General features: G+C 55.3%; 8 protein-coding genes, 1 tRNA gene, 1 rRNA gene and 1 riboswitch. Of the genes, 4 read left to right on the top strand and 6 right to left on the bottom strand.

What is annotated here, in order from left to right; all coding sequences use genetic code 11:
• Positions 1-40: 40 nt before the first annotated feature.
• Positions 41-2,899 (top strand): excinuclease ABC subunit UvrA, encoded by a 2,859-nt coding sequence (uvrA, locus tag NNL38_RS01505; protein ID WP_255389274.1) that lies wholly within the window; start codon positions 41-43, stop codon positions 2,897-2,899.
• A 70-nt stretch (positions 2,900-2,969) separates the two neighbouring features.
• Entirely contained in the window at positions 2,970-4,748 is a 1,779-nt protein-coding gene (locus tag NNL38_RS01500; protein WP_255389273.1) for a PglL family O-oligosaccharyltransferase, read from the top strand.
• Positions 4,749-4,895: 147 nt separating this feature from the next.
• On the opposite strand, the gene NNL38_RS01495 is transcribed toward NNL38_RS01500, so the two are convergent.
• Positions 4,896-6,014 carry a pyridoxal-phosphate-dependent aminotransferase family protein gene (locus NNL38_RS01495; RefSeq protein ID WP_255389272.1) on the bottom strand — a complete coding sequence of 373 codons (1,119 nt, stop codon included), beginning with the start codon at positions 6,012-6,014 and terminating at the stop codon, positions 4,896-4,898.
• Positions 6,015-6,284: 270 nt separating this feature from the next.
• Positions 6,285-6,463: riboswitch (Lysine riboswitch) on the top strand.
• 112 nt (positions 6,464-6,575) lie between these two features.
• Here NNL38_RS01495 and lysC point away from each other — a divergent pair.
• Positions 6,576-7,946 carry a lysine-sensitive aspartokinase 3 gene (lysC, locus tag NNL38_RS01490; RefSeq protein WP_439651364.1) on the top strand — a complete coding sequence of 457 codons (1,371 nt, stop codon included), beginning with the start codon at positions 6,576-6,578 and terminating at the stop codon, positions 7,944-7,946.
• A gap of 77 nt (positions 7,947-8,023) precedes the next feature.
• Here the strand turns inward: lysC and metH are convergent, their stop codons facing one another.
• Positions 8,024-11,701 carry a methionine synthase gene (gene metH / locus NNL38_RS01485; protein ID WP_255389271.1) on the bottom strand — a complete coding sequence of 1,226 codons (3,678 nt, stop codon included), beginning with the start codon at positions 11,699-11,701 and terminating at the stop codon, positions 8,024-8,026.
• Between the two features lie 199 nt (positions 11,702-11,900).
• On the opposite strand from metH, the gene NNL38_RS01480 reads away from it, so the two are divergent.
• Positions 11,901-13,181, top strand: a complete 1,281-nt coding sequence (locus tag NNL38_RS01480; RefSeq protein ID WP_255389270.1) for a cation:proton antiporter — start codon at positions 11,901-11,903, stop codon at positions 13,179-13,181.
• Between the two features lie 73 nt (positions 13,182-13,254).
• Here NNL38_RS01480 and metA read toward each other — a convergent pair whose 3' ends face one another.
• The 4 genes from metA to NNL38_RS01460 form a co-directional block, all read right to left on the bottom strand.
• The gene (metA, locus tag NNL38_RS01475; protein WP_255389269.1) at positions 13,255-14,196 is read right to left on the bottom strand and encodes a homoserine O-acetyltransferase MetA; all 942 of its coding nucleotides are present in this window, start codon (positions 14,194-14,196) and stop codon (positions 13,255-13,257) included.
• Positions 14,197-14,442: 246 nt separating this feature from the next.
• The gene (gene ltrA, locus NNL38_RS01470) at positions 14,443-15,735 is read right to left on the bottom strand and encodes a group II intron reverse transcriptase/maturase (protein WP_369414610.1); all 1,293 of its coding nucleotides are present in this window, start codon (positions 15,733-15,735) and stop codon (positions 14,443-14,445) included.
• Between the two features lie 602 nt (positions 15,736-16,337).
• Positions 16,338-16,453: ribosomal RNA gene (gene rrf, locus NNL38_RS01465) — 5S ribosomal RNA — on the bottom strand.
• 8 nt (positions 16,454-16,461) lie between these two features.
• Positions 16,462-16,537, bottom strand: a tRNA-Thr gene (locus tag NNL38_RS01460).
• Positions 16,538-16,670 lie beyond the last annotated feature (133 nt).

Below are 16,670 nucleotides of genomic sequence, written 5' to 3'. Positions count from 1 at the left end.
ATAATGAGGCCCCTATTGGTCAGTCATAAGCTCACATACTATGGATCAAATCGAAGTCAGGGGTGCCCGGACCCATAACCTCAAAAACATCAGCCTCACTCTGCCGCGTGACAAACTGATTGTGATCACCGGCCTGTCCGGCTCGGGGAAATCCTCCCTGGCTTTCGATACGCTCTACGCCGAAGGCCAGCGTCGCTATGTCGAATCGCTCTCGGCCTATGCCCGGCAGTTTCTGTCATTGATGGAAAAACCGGATGTCGACCACATTGAAGGCTTGTCTCCGGCCATCTCCATTGAACAGAAGTCAACTTCCCATAATCCGCGCTCGACCGTCGGCACCATCACCGAAGTCTATGATTACCTGCGGCTGCTCTATGCCCGGGTCGGCGAGCCGCGCTGTCCGACCCACAACGTTGCCCTGGCGGCGCAGACCATCAGCCAGATGGTGGATCAGGTCCTGACCCTGCCCGAAGGCAGCAAAATGATGTTGCTGGCACCGATTGTCAAAGAGCGCAAGGGGGAGCACGTCAAGACCCTGGCAAACCTGGCTGCCCAAGGCTATATCCGCGCCCGGATCGACGGCGAAGTCTGTGATCTGTCTGATCCACCAACGCTGGAACTGCACAAGAAACACACGATTGAAGTCGTTGTCGATCGATTCAAGGTCCGTGACGATCTGCAGCAACGCCTGGCTGAATCATTCGAAACTGCGCTGGAACTGTCCGGCGGCACTGTGGTCGTCAGCCCGATGACCGACGGCGAGCACGAAGAGATTATCTTCTCTGCCAACTTCGCCTGCCCCCATTGTGGCTACAGCATGCAGGAACTCGAACCGCGCCTGTTCTCCTTCAACAACCCGGCCGGTGCCTGCGGCACCTGTGATGGCCTTGGCGTACAACAGTATTTCGATCCAGAGCGGGTGGTCCAGAATGACACCTTGAGCCTGGCCGGCGGTGCGATTCGCGGCTGGGACAAGCGCAACTTCTACTATTTCCAGATGCTCAAATCGATGGCTGAGCACTATGATTTTGACGTCGAAGCGCCGTTCAACAGCCTGCCGAAGAAAACCCAGCAGGTGATCCTCAAAGGCTCCGGAAAGCAGGAAATCGAATTCAAATATATCAATGACCGCGGCGATATCACGGTCCGTCGCCACCCGTTTGAGGGGATCCTCAACAACATGGAGCGCCGTTACCGCGAAACTGAGTCCAACTCGGTGCGCGAAGAGCTGATGAAGTTTATTTCAACCAAGCCCTGCAGCAGCTGTCACGGCTCGCGCCTGCGCCTGGAAGCCCGTCACGTCTATGTTGCCGATACCACCTTGCCGCAGATCAGCGAAATGAGTATCAACGAGGCGCTGACCTTCTTCAGCAGCCTGTCGCTGGTCGGCCAGCGGGCCAAGATTGCGGAGAAAGTCCTGAAAGAGATCTCCGATCGCTTGCATTTTCTGGTCAATGTAGGCCTCAACTACCTCAACCTGTCGCGCAGCGCCGAGACCCTGTCCGGCGGCGAAGCCCAGCGGATCCGTCTGGCCAGCCAGATTGGGGCCGGCCTGGTCGGGGTGATGTATGTGCTCGATGAGCCGTCAATCGGCCTCCACCAGCGCGATAACGAACGCCTGCTCAATACCCTGACTCATCTGCGGGATCTCGGCAACACGGTGATCGTGGTTGAGCATGATGAAGATGCCATCCGCACCGCCGATCATGTGATCGATATCGGCCCGGGGGCCGGAGTCCACGGCGGCAACGTGATTGCCGAAGGCACCCTGGAAGATATCCTGGCCACAGAAACCTCGCTGACCGGCCAGTACCTCAGCGGCAAGAAAATGATCGCGGTGCCGGAGCAACGGAACGCCATGGATCCCGAACGGACCATCAAACTACTCGGGGCAACCGGCAATAACCTGAAAAGCGTCGATGTCGACATTCCGGTCGGCTTGCTGACCTGTGTCACCGGGGTGTCCGGCTCCGGGAAATCGACCCTGATCAACGATACCTTCTTCAAGATCGCCCACCACCAGCTCAACGGCGCGACGGCCGGTGATGCCGCCCCTTATCGCGAGATCCGTAATCTGGAGCACTGTGACAAGGTGATCGATATCGACCAGAGCCCGATTGGCCGCACACCGCGCTCCAACCCGGCCACTTATACCGGCATCTTTACCCCGATCCGCGAGCTGTTTGCCGGCACCCAGGAGTCCCGCTCCCGTGGCTACAAGCCGGGCCGCTTCAGTTTCAACGTCAAGGGCGGGCGCTGTGAAGCCTGCCAGGGTGACGGGGTACTCAAGGTCGAGATGCACTTCCTGCCGGATGTCTACGTGCCCTGTGATGCCTGTAAAGGGAAGCGCTATAACCGCGAAACCCTGGAGATCCGTTATAAAGGCAAGAGCATTGATGAAGTGCTGGCACTGACAGTCGAAGATGCCCGGGAATTTTTTGATGCAGTTCCCGCAATTGCGAGAAAACTGCAAACCCTAATGGATGTTGGCTTATCTTATATCCGACTGGGCCAGGCCGCGACCACCCTGTCCGGCGGCGAGGCCCAGCGGGTCAAACTGGCGCGTGAGTTGTCCAAGCGCGATACCGGCAAGACCCTGTATATTCTGGATGAGCCGACCACAGGTCTGCACTTCCACGATATCCAGCAGCTCTTGACCGTCTTGCACCGGTTGCGGGATCACGGCAACACTATCGTAGTAATTGAGCACAACCTGGATGTGATCAAAACCGCAGACTGGATCATCGATCTCGGGCCGGAAGGCGGCAGCGGCGGCGGTGAGATCATTGCCACCGGGACCCCGGAGCAGGTGGCTCTGGTCGACGGCTCCCATACCGCGCGCTTCCTCAAGCCACTGTTACCAGCCGTCAATAAGGCTGAGCTGGCCCAGACCAGGTAATCCCAGCGCCGGCCGAGTGCGCTCAGCCGGCGCCACATCAGGCGAGCAGCGCAACAGGCGGAAAACAACCATGACATTGTTACATGTACAAGGCACCCGGCTGGCCCAAGCAACCATCAGTAAGCCGGTGATCAAGCCCTTTATGACCACGCTCAGCGTGTTGTTCCTTTTTGCCATGCACTACTTCCAGCACAACCCGGGAGGGTCCGGGCTGGCGCTCTCTTTCAACGTGGCCAGCTGGATCCCGCTCAGTTTCGCGATTGCCTTCGGCCTGTTTGAGATCTGCCGACAGAAGATCTGGCGCTATTCGCGGTTAACCCTGCTGCTGTTTGCCTGCTGCGTGTTACTCACCCTGCCCGTGCTCTATCCGAATGCCGAAGGCAGTGCCGCAGCAGGCCGGTTACTGGGGCTGTGGGCCGGATTTCTTTTCTTTGTTGCCCTGCAGCAATTTTCGTTCAGCCTCCAGCAACGCCAGCACCTACTGTGGCTGATCCTCACTGCCGTCTGGCTCCAGGCTCTGCTGGGCTGGTATCAGTTCTTCGGCCTGGAGGCTGACAACCCCATCGGCTACGACACCGTCGCCAACCGCCCATACGGCATTTTCCAGCAACCGAATGTGATGGCCAGCTTCCTCGCGACCGGCTTGGTCCTGTCGGCTTACCTGCTCGCCCGCCTGCCGATGTACCGGGGCCAATGGTCCCTCCGCCAAGCCGGATTGCTGCTCACCCCGGTGGTTACCATCCCAATCCTGGTATTCGTCAGCTCGCGGACCGGATGGCTAGGCGCATTCATCGGCACTGTGCTAATCCTGCCCTATCTGTGCCGTTTTGCCGCCAAAGCACAGTCACGGATGTGGCTGTTGATGGTTGCCCTCGGCCTGAGCCTGTCCTGGTACTTAAGTACCACCGCTCATTGGGCTCCGGCCGAGGATCGCGTCAGCCTGCAGAGCGCGCGCAGTATCCATCTGCCACAGGCTTGGGAGATGTATCAGAAAGCCCCGCTGCTCGGCTATGGTTACGGCAATTTTGAATCGGCCTACCTCACCGAAACCGCCCGCTGGCATCATACCGACCCGACCCAACCGCACGGCTTGGCGGCGCTGGATCACCCGCATAATGAACTCTTGTTCTGGGCCGTCGAAGGCGGCACCCTGCCATTGTTCGGCCTGCTGCTCGCGGCAGCTGCCGTATTCCTGAAAGTGCGCAAAGCACCGCCGGGCACCCGACTGGCCCTGGTCGGGCTATTCTTCCCCCTCACCCTGCACACCCAGCTCGAGTACCCCTTCTATCACTCGCTCGTCCATTGGGTGATTTTTATCATCCTGATCTACTGGGTCGACAACCTCACCGCCAAGTACTATAAGCGGAAACTCCAGTATGTCCTGGCACTTCGGCTGAGCACGCTGTTACTGCCGCTGCTAATCAGTACTTATATGATCACCACGCTCTATTCGGGTTACTGGCTGACCCAGTTCGAGACCTCGCGCCCGCTGGAGATCAGCTACCTGCAGCGCGTCAACAACCCGTGGGCCTGGGAAAACCGCTTTGAATGGGATGTAGCGGTTACCCAGCTGCATCTGGGCGCGGCAACCAACAACCCGGTCCAGATCCAGCACTATATCGACTGGGCCAATACCAAGGCCCGGAAATGGCTACGGCCAGCGCTTTACCAGAATCTGATCGCTGCTTACCAGCTGCTGGACAATCCTGTCCAGGCAGAGCACATCCGCCAGGAAGCCGCATACCTGTTTCCAGCCCATGATTTCAGCCAGACCACCCTCGAGCCTATTTTCGAGGCCAACTGGCAGTCGGTCAGCCAGAGTCTGACGGCCACGCCAGCCCGACCTTAATGTGTGCCTGAGCGAGTGTTGATGCATGGGTGACTTGAGGAAATCGTACAATAAGCCGGGCCGATGCCGTAAAAAGTTGCCAACAAAAAACGGCTACCGAGGTAGCCGTTTTTTGATACTGCGATAATGCGCCGCCTTAGGATTAACTTACTTGAGTGTCGATTCCAGGGCTTTCAGGCACAACGCCACATTTTCACTGCGCGCCGCATAGCCCATCAGGCCGATCCGCCACGCTTTGCCGGCCAGGGCACCCAGCCCGGCGCCGATTTCCAGGTTATAACGCTCCAGCAAGGTCTGGCGCACCTGTGTATCATCGACACCTTCTGGGATATACACCGCATTGAGCTGCGGCAAGCGGTAGGCTTCATCGACCACAAATTCAATCCCGAGCTTCTCCAGCCCGTCACGCAGCTCACGGTGCGCATCCCGGTGGCGCTGCCAGGCACTTTCCAGCCCTTCATTTTTCAGCAGTACCAGCGCCTCATGTAGGGCATACAGGCTGTTGACCGGCGCGGTATGGTGATAGCTGCGCTTGCCTTCTCCGCTCCAGTACCCCAGCACCAGGCTCTGATCGAGGAACCAACTTTGGACCTTGCTTTGACGCTGCTGAATTTTCGCGACCGCACGCTCAGAAAAAGTCAACGGGGAAAGACCCGGCACACAAGACAGGCACTTCTGGCTGCCCGAATACACAGCATCCAGTTGCCACTCATCCACCAGCAGCGGCACTCCGCCAAGCGAGGTCACCGCATCAACGATCGTCAGGCAATCATGCTGGCGGGCCAGCTTGGCAATCGCCTCTGCATCGCTCAAGGCCCCGGTCGAGGTTTCGGCGTGTACAAAAGCCACGATTTTGGCATCCGGGTTGGCTTCCAGAGCCTGAGCCACCAGCTGCGGGTCGACCGGCTCACCCCAGGCATTCTCGACCATGACGGCTTCACCACCGCAACGCTCAACATTTTCCCGCATCCGATCGCCAAACACGCCATTACGGCAGACGATCACTTTCTCGCCCGGCTCGACCAGGTTGACAAAACAGGCTTCCATCCCGGCACTCCCCGGCGCGGAGACGGCAATGGTAAACGGGTTCTGGGTCTGGAAGGCATACTGCAGCAGCTGTTTCAGCTCATCCATCATGCCGATGAACAAGGGATCCAAGTGACCGACGGTTGGGCGGCTCAGCGCCTGCAATACCTGCGGGTAGATATCCGACGGGCCCGGGCCCATCAGGGTACGTTGTGGTGGGTAAAAACTACCAATTGTCATTATTATATCTCCTGGGTAAGCGTTCATGACTCTCTGAGCAGTACCCGCAACCTCTCACGGTTGTCAAAAACCGTCCACCGGAAACGGGCAGCGTCAGGGAATAGCCCAGTATTCAGGGAATTGCTCCCGGACGCAACCCTGCCACCTTTCGGCGACAGCAATTGCATTTTCCCCGCATAATTTTTCATTCGGCCATTGACAAGCCACCGTTAAATCCGCTTCAATGAAGAACGTTTTTTGTTCACCCTGATGATCAAACTGTCATTAGGAAAAAACAGAAGAGGAGCGTTACCCAGGTAACCAGGATGCGGGGCCCCACCCCAAGGCATCCTGGCAAGGGGGAGTAACGCCGAGATACTGCCGGACAGGGGATCGGCAGTGTCGGCCAGCAAGGCTGAATCCTTCTGGCTGTCACCTTTCATTGCGAAAGGTGGGGAGCTTCTGGTTGTAGCGCGATCTATCCGTCTCACCGATTTGCTCTCCTGACTATTGGATGTCGGGAATGAACCTCCCGAGTCAATCCCTACGTTCATCACTATTACTGATATTGGGAGACTTGCTTTGAACCCTGTAGATAACGCTGCCGCCCTCACCGTCGCCAAATTTGGCGGCACCAGCGTCGCTGACTTTACCGCCATGCACCGCAGTGCGATGATCATCAAACATAACCCGGCGGCCCGGGTGGTGCTGATCAGCGCATGTTCAGGAGTGACGAACTTACTGGTCGAGCTGGCCGGCGGAGTGCCGGATCCAGCCCGCCGCCAGCAGTTGCTCACCCAGCTGAACGATATCCACTACGCCGTGCTCAATGAGTTGGATGCACCGGACCCGATCACGCCGGCGATCAATGCCCTGCTGGACAGCGTTGCAACCCTGGCAGCGCAGGCGGCTACCCAGCCCGGCGCTCAGCTAACCGATCAACTGGTTGCCAATGGCGAACTCCTCTCGACCTACCTGTTTACCCAGATCCTCTGTGAGCTGGGGGTAAACGCGGTGCGCATCGATATCCGCGATATCATGCGTACCGACAGCCAGTTCGGCAAAGCCATCCCGCAACCGGACAGCATACGCGCGCTGGCAACAAAACATCTTGAGCCGCTGCTGACTCAGCAAGTGGTGGTCAGCCAGGGCTTTATCGGCGCCGATCAGCACGGGAACACCACCACCCTGGGCCGTGGCGGCAGCGACTACAGCGCAGCGCTGGTGGCCGAAGCAATCCGGGCCTCCACCCTGGAGATCTGGACCGATGTCCCGGGCATGTACACCACAGATCCGCGGATCACAGCAGCCGCACAACCGATCCGGGAGATCAGTTTCAGCGAAGCCTCCGAGATGGCTAACTTCGGTGCCAAAATCCTCCATCCGTCCACCCTGGTTCCGGCGATCCGCCAGCAGATCCCGGTATTTATCGGCTCTTCCCGGGCGCCGGAGCAAGGCGGAACCTGGATCCGCGACCGGGTCAGCGACGCGCCGCTGTTCCGCGCCCTGGCCCTGCGCTGTAACCAGACCATGGTCACCCTCACCAGCCTGAACATGTTCCATGCCTACGGCTTTCTGGCAGAAGTATTCCGGATCCTGGCCGAGCACAAGATCTCGGTTGATCTGATCACCACCTCCGAAGTCAGCGTGTCCCTGACCCTGGATCAAACCAATACCGGCGGTGGCGCGCCGCAACTGCCTGAAGCGGCTGTTGAAGCACTCAGCCAGCTGTGCCGGGTCGAGGTCGAACAGGGCCTGTGTCTGGTGGCGCTGATCGGCAACCGGATGAGCCAAACCAAGGGTTCCGCCAAGGAAATCTTCGGCTCGCTGGATGACTACAACCTGCGCATGATCTGCTACGGCGCCAGCCCACATAACCTCTGCTTTCTGGTTCAGGAGCAGGATGCCAAGTCGGTGGTCCAGTCGCTGCACCGCCAGATCCTGGAAGCCTGAGCCTCGCAATAAATGACAGAAACAACAAGGGCGCCCCTGAGGCGCCCTTGTTTATAGTGGTCCTTTCAAAGATGGGATTAAGCCGACAGGTTCGGCCCCAGCCATTTCTCCGCTTCAATCAGATCCCAGCCTTTCCGTTCGGCATAGCTGTCACGCTGATCTTCCTGGATCTGGGCGACTGCAAAGTAGCGGGCGTCCGGGTGGGAGAAGTACCAACCCGACACCGAGGCGCCCGGCCACATGGCGTAGCTGGTTGTCAGCGACATCCCGATCGTTTCTTCCACCTTCAGCAGCTCCCACAGGGTGCCTTTCTCGGTGTGTTCCGGACAGGCCGGATACCCCGGTGCCGGGCGGATCCCCTGGTATTTCTCCCGGATCAGATCATCATTCGACAAATCTTCCTCCGGCGAATAGCCCCAGATCTCCTTGCGCACCCGCTCATGCAGGTATTCGGCAAAGGCCTCTGCCAGCCGGTCGGCGACCGCCTGCACCATGATCGCGTTGTAATCGTCCCCTTTGGCTTTAAACGCATCGGCCAGCTCCCGCTCACCAATCCCGCCGGTGACGGCAAAGGCGCCAATCCAGTCCGGCTTGCCACTGTCTTTCGGCGCAATGTAGTCCGATAGGCAGTAGTTGTATCCCTTCGGCTTCTCCGTCTGCTGACGCAGGTTGTGGAGCACCTGGGCAACCTGAGTGCGGGACTCATCGGTATAGACTTCTATATCGTCCCCGATGCTGTTGGCCGGGAACAGGGCACACATACCGCGCGCTTTCATCAGCCCTTGCTGCTCAATCCGATCCAGCCAGTCATTGGCATCAGCAAACAAGCGGCGCGCTTCCTCGCCCACTTCTTCGTGCTCCAATATCGCCGGATATTTGCCCATCAGCGACCAGGTCATAAAGAACGGCGTCCAGTCGATGTATTGACGCAGGGTGGCTACCTCAAAATCATCAAACACATGAGTACCCGGTTTCGCCGGAACTGGCGGCGTATAGTTCGCCCAGTCAATCACCACTTTGTTGGCTCTTGCCCGCGCTAAAGTGACAGGTTTGGTACGCGGCTTTTTGCGGCTGTGCTGCTCCCGCACCCGCACATAATCAGCATCAAGTTTTTCGACAAAGGCCGGACGCAGCTCATCAGAGAGCAGCGAGGTACACACCCCCACCGCCCGCGAGGCATTATTCACATACACCACCGGCTGGTGGTAATTCTGCTCAATTTTCACCGCCGTGTGCGCTTTCGAGGTGGTGGCACCGCCAATCAATAGTGGCAGGTCAAAGCCCTGACGTTCCATTTCCTTGGCCACATGGACCATTTCATCCAGCGACGGGGTGATCAGGCCAGACAGCCCGATAATATCGACGTTTTCTTCCTTGGCAACCTTGAGGATCTGCTCGCACGGCACCATCACCCCGAGATCGATGATCTCGTAGTTATTACATTGCAGAACCACCCCGACAATGTTCTTGCCGATATCGTGAACATCTCCTTTGACCGTTGCCAGCAGGATCTTACCGTTTGAACTTCCGACCTGCTTTTCGGCATTGATGTACGGTTCGAGGTATGCCACCGCCTGTTTCATCACCCGGGCGGATTTCACGACCTGGGGCAGGAACATTTTCCCTTCGCCGAACAGATCGCCGACCACGTTCATCCCGTCCATCAGCGGCCCTTCAATCACTTCCAGCGGCTTGCTGGCATTAGCGCGCGCTTCTTCGGTATCCTCAATAATGAACTCGGTGATCCCTTTGACCAGCGCATGCTCCAACCTTTTCGCCACCGGCCAGGTACGCCACTCCAGTGCTGAAGCATCTTCCTCTTTACCAACGCCTTTATTGGCATATTCCGCAGCCATATCCAGCAAGCGCTCGGTCGCATCATCCCGGCGGTTCAGGACCACATCTTCCACCGCTTCACGCAGTTTCTCCGGCACATTGTCATAAATTTCCAGCTGACCGGCATTGACGATCCCCATATCCATGCCGCGCTTAAAACAGTGGTAAAGGAACACGGCGTGGATCGCTTCACGGACATAGTTATTACCGCGGAAGGAGAAGGACACATTCGACACCCCACCGGAGATCATCGCATGAGGCAGATCCCGCTTGATGTCTCCCACCGCTTCGATAAAGTCAACCGCATAGTTGTTGTGTTCATCAATCCCGGTCGCGACGGCGAAGATATTCGGGTCAAAAATAATGTCTTCCGGCGGGAAGCCGACTTCATCAACCAGGATCTGATAAGCGTTGGTACAGATCTCCAGCTTGCGCTCGCGAGTATCCGCCTGGCCAACTTCATCGAAGGCCATCACAATCACCGCTGCGCCGTAGCGGCGGATCAGCTTAGCCTGCTCAATAAACTTGTCTTTGCCTTCCTTAAGCGAGATCGAGTTGACGATCCCCTTGCCCTGGATGCATTTCAGGCCGGCTTCAATCACTTCCCACTTTGAGGAGTCGACCATGATCGGTACTTTGGAAATTTCCGGCTCAGAGGCACACAAATTCAGGAAGCGCACCATGCAGGCTTCGGCATCAAGCATCCCTTCATCCATATTGATATCGATGATCTGGGCACCGTTTTCCACCTGCTGACGGGCCACTTCCAGGGCTTCGTCATACAGCTCCTCTTTAATCAGTCGCTTAAACCGGGCTGAGCCGGTGACGTTAGTCCGCTCACCCACGTTGACAAACAGCGTGTCTTTCTCGATGCTCAGCGGCTCCAGCCCCGACAACCGGCAGGCCACCGGCAGCTCCGGCAACGGACGCGGTTTCACTGCTGCTGTCACTTCGGCCATCTGGCGAATATGCTCCGGCGTAGTTCCGCAACAGCCGCCGACCAAGTTCAGAAAACCAGACTCGGCCCATTCTGCAATATGCTCAGCCATATCCTCTGGTGATAAATCATATTCTCCGAAAGCATTCGGCAAGCCGGCATTGGGGTGGGCAGAAACCGCGCACTCAGAAATACGTGACAGCTCTTCCACATACTGGCGAAACTCATCCGGACCGAGGGCACAGTTCAGGCCGAACGAGATTGGCCGGACATGGCGCAGGGAATTATAGAAAGCCTCGGTCGTCTGGCCGGAGAGGGTCCGTCCGGAAGCATCGGTGATGGTCCCGGAGATCATCACCGGCAGGGTGATCCCCAGTTCGTCAAACACCTGGTCGACGGCAAAAGCACACGCCTTGGCATTCAGGGTATCAAAAATGGTTTCAATCAGGATGATATCGGCGCCGCCTTCAATCAGGGCATGCGTCGACTCGGCATAGGCTTCAACCAACTGATCAAAAGTAACGTTCCGGTAACCCGGATCGTTCACATCCGGTGAAATTGAGCAAGTGCGGTTGGTCGGGCCGAGCACCCCGGCAACAAAGCGCGGCTTGTCCGGTGTTTTTGCTGTCCATTCATCGGCCACCTGGCGTGCCAGCCGGGCTGCTTCACGGTTGATCTCGGCACTGAGCGATTCCATGTCGTAATCGGCCATGGCAATCGTCGTGGCGTTAAAGGTATTAGTTTCCAGAATATCGGCGCCCGCTTCCAAGTAAGCACTGTGAATATCCCGGATCAGCTGAGGCTGAGTGAGCACCAATAAATCATTATTGCCCTTGAGGTCAGAATGCCAGTCAGCAAACCGTTCACCACGATAATCTGCTTCATCCAGTTTGTACCCCTGGATCATTGTGCCCATCCCGCCGTCAATGATCAGGATTTGCTGCGCCAACTGCGCTTGTAATAATTCCTTGCCCTTTCCCACCGCACTACTTCCTTATCTCATTTTTACAGCTGAATAACATCCTACCACAGGTTAGATGGAAATCTAGACGTCCAAAAGAATTATTGTTTCCAGGGTAAGGCTCAATATTGACAAGTTTTCAGTAGCTATCAACGCATGATGGCTTTATATTTTGACACAATTTGTCGCTTTACTTTTCAGCTTATATCGAGGTTCATGGATGTCCGTTTATAGCACCCTTTGCTTTCTTGCTGCTGCTGCAATGATTATTGCATTTATCAACAGCAAAATAGGGAAAATGCAAACAACAATTGCAATCACGGCCGGCGCACTGATTTTGTCTTTAGGCATCGTGATCGCCGGTCAAAACGGATGGTTTCATTTAGAAGAAATCGCAGCCAGCCAGCTGGGTGAAATCAACTTCGAATCATTTTTGCTCAAAGGGATTTTAGGCTTTTTGCTGTTCGCCGGCGGGCTCGGGATCAAGCTCCCCAACCTGGAAGATCAAAAGTGGGAAATCACCGTCCTGGCCCTGGCCGCTACACTGTTCTCCACCTTCTTCATCGGTTTCTCACTTTGGGGCATGTGCCAGTTGATCGGGATTGATTTTGACCTCATCTACTGCCTGATTTTCGGCTCCCTTATCTCCCCGACCGACCCCATCGCCGTTCTGGCCATCGTGAAAAAGCTCAATGCACCGCGCCGTATTTCCACCCAGATTGAAGGCGAGTCCCTCTTCAATGATGGCTTTGGCCTGGTCATTTTCGTCACCTTGTTCACCATCGCCTTCGGTAACGAAGCACCAACCGTGTTAGGCGTCGGCCAGCTGTTTATCCAGGAAGCCATTGGCGGCATCGCCTACGGGTTCTTCCTCGGGTTACTGTTCCATTACCTCATCAGTGCCACAGACGATCACTCCATGGAGCTACTGCTGACCATTGGTGTCCCAACAGCCGGTTATGTCTTTGCCGATCTGATCCATGTCTCCGGTCCGCTGGCGATGGTGGTCTCCGGGATCATGATTGGCAACTGGACCCGTTTTATCGGCTTTTCGAAAGAGAGTGAAGATCATCTGGACCATTTCTGGGAGCTGGTCGATGAGTTCCTCAATGGGGTGCTATTCCTGTTGATTGGCCTGAGCATGCTACAGTTCAGCTTCCACGAAGAAGACTGGATCCTGATGGTCATCGCCGTACCGCTCGTCCTGCTCAGCCGCTTCCTGAGCATCCAGTTGTCCTACTTCGGCTTCCAGCGCTATCGTGACTATAACCCGCACTCAGTAAAGATCCTGACCTGGGGTGGCCTGCGTGGCGGGCTGGCATTGGCGATGGCGATGGCTATTCCGGCCGGCATCATCGTGATCCCGGAAAAAAATATTGATGTTCGGGAAATGATCCTGGTCATGACCTATGCAGTGGTGGTGTTCTCCATCCTGATCCAGGGCTCAACCATTACCCCGATGATCCAAAAAGCCAAACAGTGGGAAGCCGAAAACAAATAAGCCGCTCTTCCCCCCCTCTCCGAAACACAAAAACCAAAAGACCTGCCAAGGCAGGTCTTTTGATGCGCTGATACTAATCATCCCGGGTAAAGTTATCTTCCGAGAAATGCTCCAAATCGTAAGGCGTTTGCTGGTAGACACAATAGTTCAACCAATTGGAAAACAGTAAATGACCATGGCTGCGCCAACTGGCGACCGGTGGATTCTCCGGATTATCCCCGGGGTAGTAGTTCACCGGGATATTCGGCTCCATGCCTTCACCTAAATCTCTTAAATACTCGTGATGCAGAGTGTTGACATCATACTCGGGATGCCCGGTGACAAACACGTTCCGCTTATCTTTGGTCGCCGCCAGATACACCCCGGCTTGTTCTGAAGTTGCCAGGATATCGAGATCCGTATGCTCGGCCAAATACTCCGGTGAAAAGTCGGCGTAACGAGAATGCGGAGCAAGAAAGGTATCGTCAAAGCCGCGCAGCATCGGGTGGTGACAATCGTGGATCTGATGATAATACACCCCGGACAGCTTCTCTTTACGGGTTCGTTTCGGCAAATCATACAGCAGCTTGAGCCCCGCCTGTGCCGCCCAGCAGACGAACAGGGTGGAGGTCACGTGTGCTTTGGCCCAGTTCATAATGGTCTGGATCTCTTCCCAATACAGCACATCTTCAAACTGAACTAACCCTAATGGCGCCCCGGTAACAATCAGGCCATCAAAGTTGCGCCCCTTCACCATATCAAACTGGCGGTAAAAGGTATCTAAATGTTCCGTCGGGGTATTCTTGGTCGGACGGTTGTCAATTCGCAGCAGCTCAACATCCACCTGAAGTGGGCTATTCGACAGCAAGCGAAGAAACTGAGTTTCCGTCTCGATCTTCTTTGGCATCAGGTTCAATAACAGCACTTTCAGGGGACGTATTTCCTGGCTCGCCGCACGCGCCTCAGACATCACGAAAATGTTCTCGCTGCGCAAAATGTCCGTTGCAGGGAGTTGGTCAGGAATTTTTATCGGCATCTTGGTTTGCTCCTTCAACGTTATACCGAACGACCTGGCGTCTTTTTCATGCTACCACTTCTATGGTTTTATACACAGCCAGGATGTTTAGACGTCCAGATTTCTAAATAAAACTATATAAAATTTAGCCAAGGCGCAAGGAAAAGCAGTTAAAAAGAATTGAGCGAAAAGGAGGGATGTTGAGAAATTCTCATAAAGTTGTTGCTCTGAAATCGAGTAGGAGGAGGCCTCACGGCCTCCGTCCTCTCACACCACCGTACAAGCGTGGGTCGCATACGGCGGTTCCGAATATATTTTCAGTGACTCGTACCCATCTCGCAACGAGTACAGACCCATCTCCTTGAACCATTTCATTGGCATGGCCTGATTGAGCTGGGGCGATAAAGCCAAGTGCCACCACCCTTTATCTGACATCGCCAGCTTCCACGCATTGCGTTCGCTTACACCCTCTTGGCGTAACCATGTCGCTATGCTGTATCTGCGCTTGCGCTGCTTGAGGCGATAGCACCGTAAGCGCCGCCTTATCCATTCATCCAAGCGCTGCATCGCGCTTTTCCGTATGGCAAGCTTGAAGTAGTGTTGCCAACCTCTTAGGTATTGAGTGAGTTCGACTATGACTGTCTTCAACTCTCGCCCTCGATTCCGCTTCGTTATTTGACGCACTCGCTTCTTCATCTGAGTTTGTGCTGTCTTCGAGATATGGATGCTTCCATCTCGTTGAAAGCGATGGCCTAGGTAAGTCCGCTCTGTCACTCTCGTTGCCGCACTTTTCTCACGGTTAACCCTGAGTTTCAGTTTCTGCTCCAAGAACTCCGTGATTGAGGCTTTTACTCGATTGGCGGCTTCCTCACTGTGCACGTAGATTTGGCAGTCGTCTGCATATCGGCAGAACTTATGCCCTCTTCGCTCAAGCTCTTTATCCAACTCATCTAATACGATATTTGATAGCAGCGGAGATAATGGTCCACCCTGTGGCGTCCCTCGTTGCCTCTGCTCAACTAACCCGTTTCGCATTATGCCTGCCTGTAGGTATGACCTGACCAGCTTCAGGACCCGTTTATCTGTGATGTCCTCCGATAGCCTGTGCATCAGTCTATCGTGGTTCACAGTATCGAAGTATTTCGCCAGGTCTATGTCGACTACATAACCCCGCCCCTCCCTGATGTAGTGGCTTGCTGCCACCAATGCATGGTGGGCACTGCGGTTAGGCCTGAACCCATAACTGTTGCTTGAAAACTGAGGTTCGTAGATATCTGTCAGTACTGAGGTAATGGCCTGTTGGACTACCCTATCAAGTACAGTTGGGATACCTAGCTGCCTCACTCCCCCGCTAGGTTTGGGAATTTCTACACCCAGAACGGGTTGGGGTTGGTAGCTCCCGTCCAGAAGGCTCTGGCGGAGCGCTTGCCCATTAGAAGACTGCCGAAGCATCGAGATAGTCGCTGTTATGTCGAGTTTATCAACCCCAGCACATCCCTTGTTCTTCTTCACTCTTCTCAGGGCTTGGTTCAGATTTGTTGAGGAGCAGATCCGCTCCATCAACTGAGTTGAGGTCACCAAGACTCGTCCTCCTGTCTACGTCGATCATGCTTGTCATTCTTCGTGGCCATGAGCGTCACTTGCGGTGTTGCCCAGTAGTACGTAGAGATGTTGTTCATCTTGCTATGACCCCACATGATTGAGTGTCTAGTGACTGCTTCTTGATATATTCAGTTCCGGCCTTCCCTTGGGTTGTACTTCCCCAAGGTACTATGCCTTCTGCTGACTTCTTATTCCCCGTCACACAACATCACTGTTGTATTAGTCTCATCCGAGACAGGTCGTAAGATCTCCCGAGGTAAGACGTTGTTCTTTCCCTTGGCTGTGCCTGATTTACCCGTACACACTTCCCGTCGAGGCATTGGGCTGTTCTATATATTGCTAGGTTACCCAAGTTGTACTGGCCTACTATCAGGTTTCTGTTCGTCACACCCAAGTTTTGCCGTTTGCTTCCTTCAGATCCCACCTCACGGTGGGCACCCTTGCATAGGCTAACGGTTCTCGCTCGACTGAGCCCGTAGAGGACTTTCACCTCCTAGAACAACGCCATGCTCGGCGCACAACGAAAAAACCCAGCCTTTCGGCTGGGTTTAAAAATAGGTGTTCAGCAATGTCCTACTCTCACATGGGGAGGCCCCACACTACCATCGGCGCTACAACGTTTCACTTCTGAGTTCGGCATGGGATCAGGTGGTACCATTGCGCTGTTGTCGCTGAACAAAATAGTGGTGCTAGTACCCAGATTTGAACTGGGGACCTCACCCTTACCAAGGGTGCGCTCTACCAACTGAGCTATACCAGCACGCAATTCTGTGTGCCAAACAAAGTCTTACCCTTCAGTGCTTTGTTTAGGATATCTTGTGTTATGCGATGCAGACTTTGACCTGAGAAGCGCAGTGTGCGTTAGCACATGAGCATCGCAAGTATCAAAAGAT

Origin of the sequence: Photobacterium atrarenae (genome assembly GCF_024380015.1) — a bacterium.
Taxonomy (GTDB): domain Bacteria; phylum Pseudomonadota; class Gammaproteobacteria; order Enterobacterales; family Vibrionaceae; genus Photobacterium; species Photobacterium atrarenae.
The sequence above is the reverse complement of the archived record's forward strand: the minus strand, read 5'-3'. Positions and strand labels throughout refer to the sequence as shown.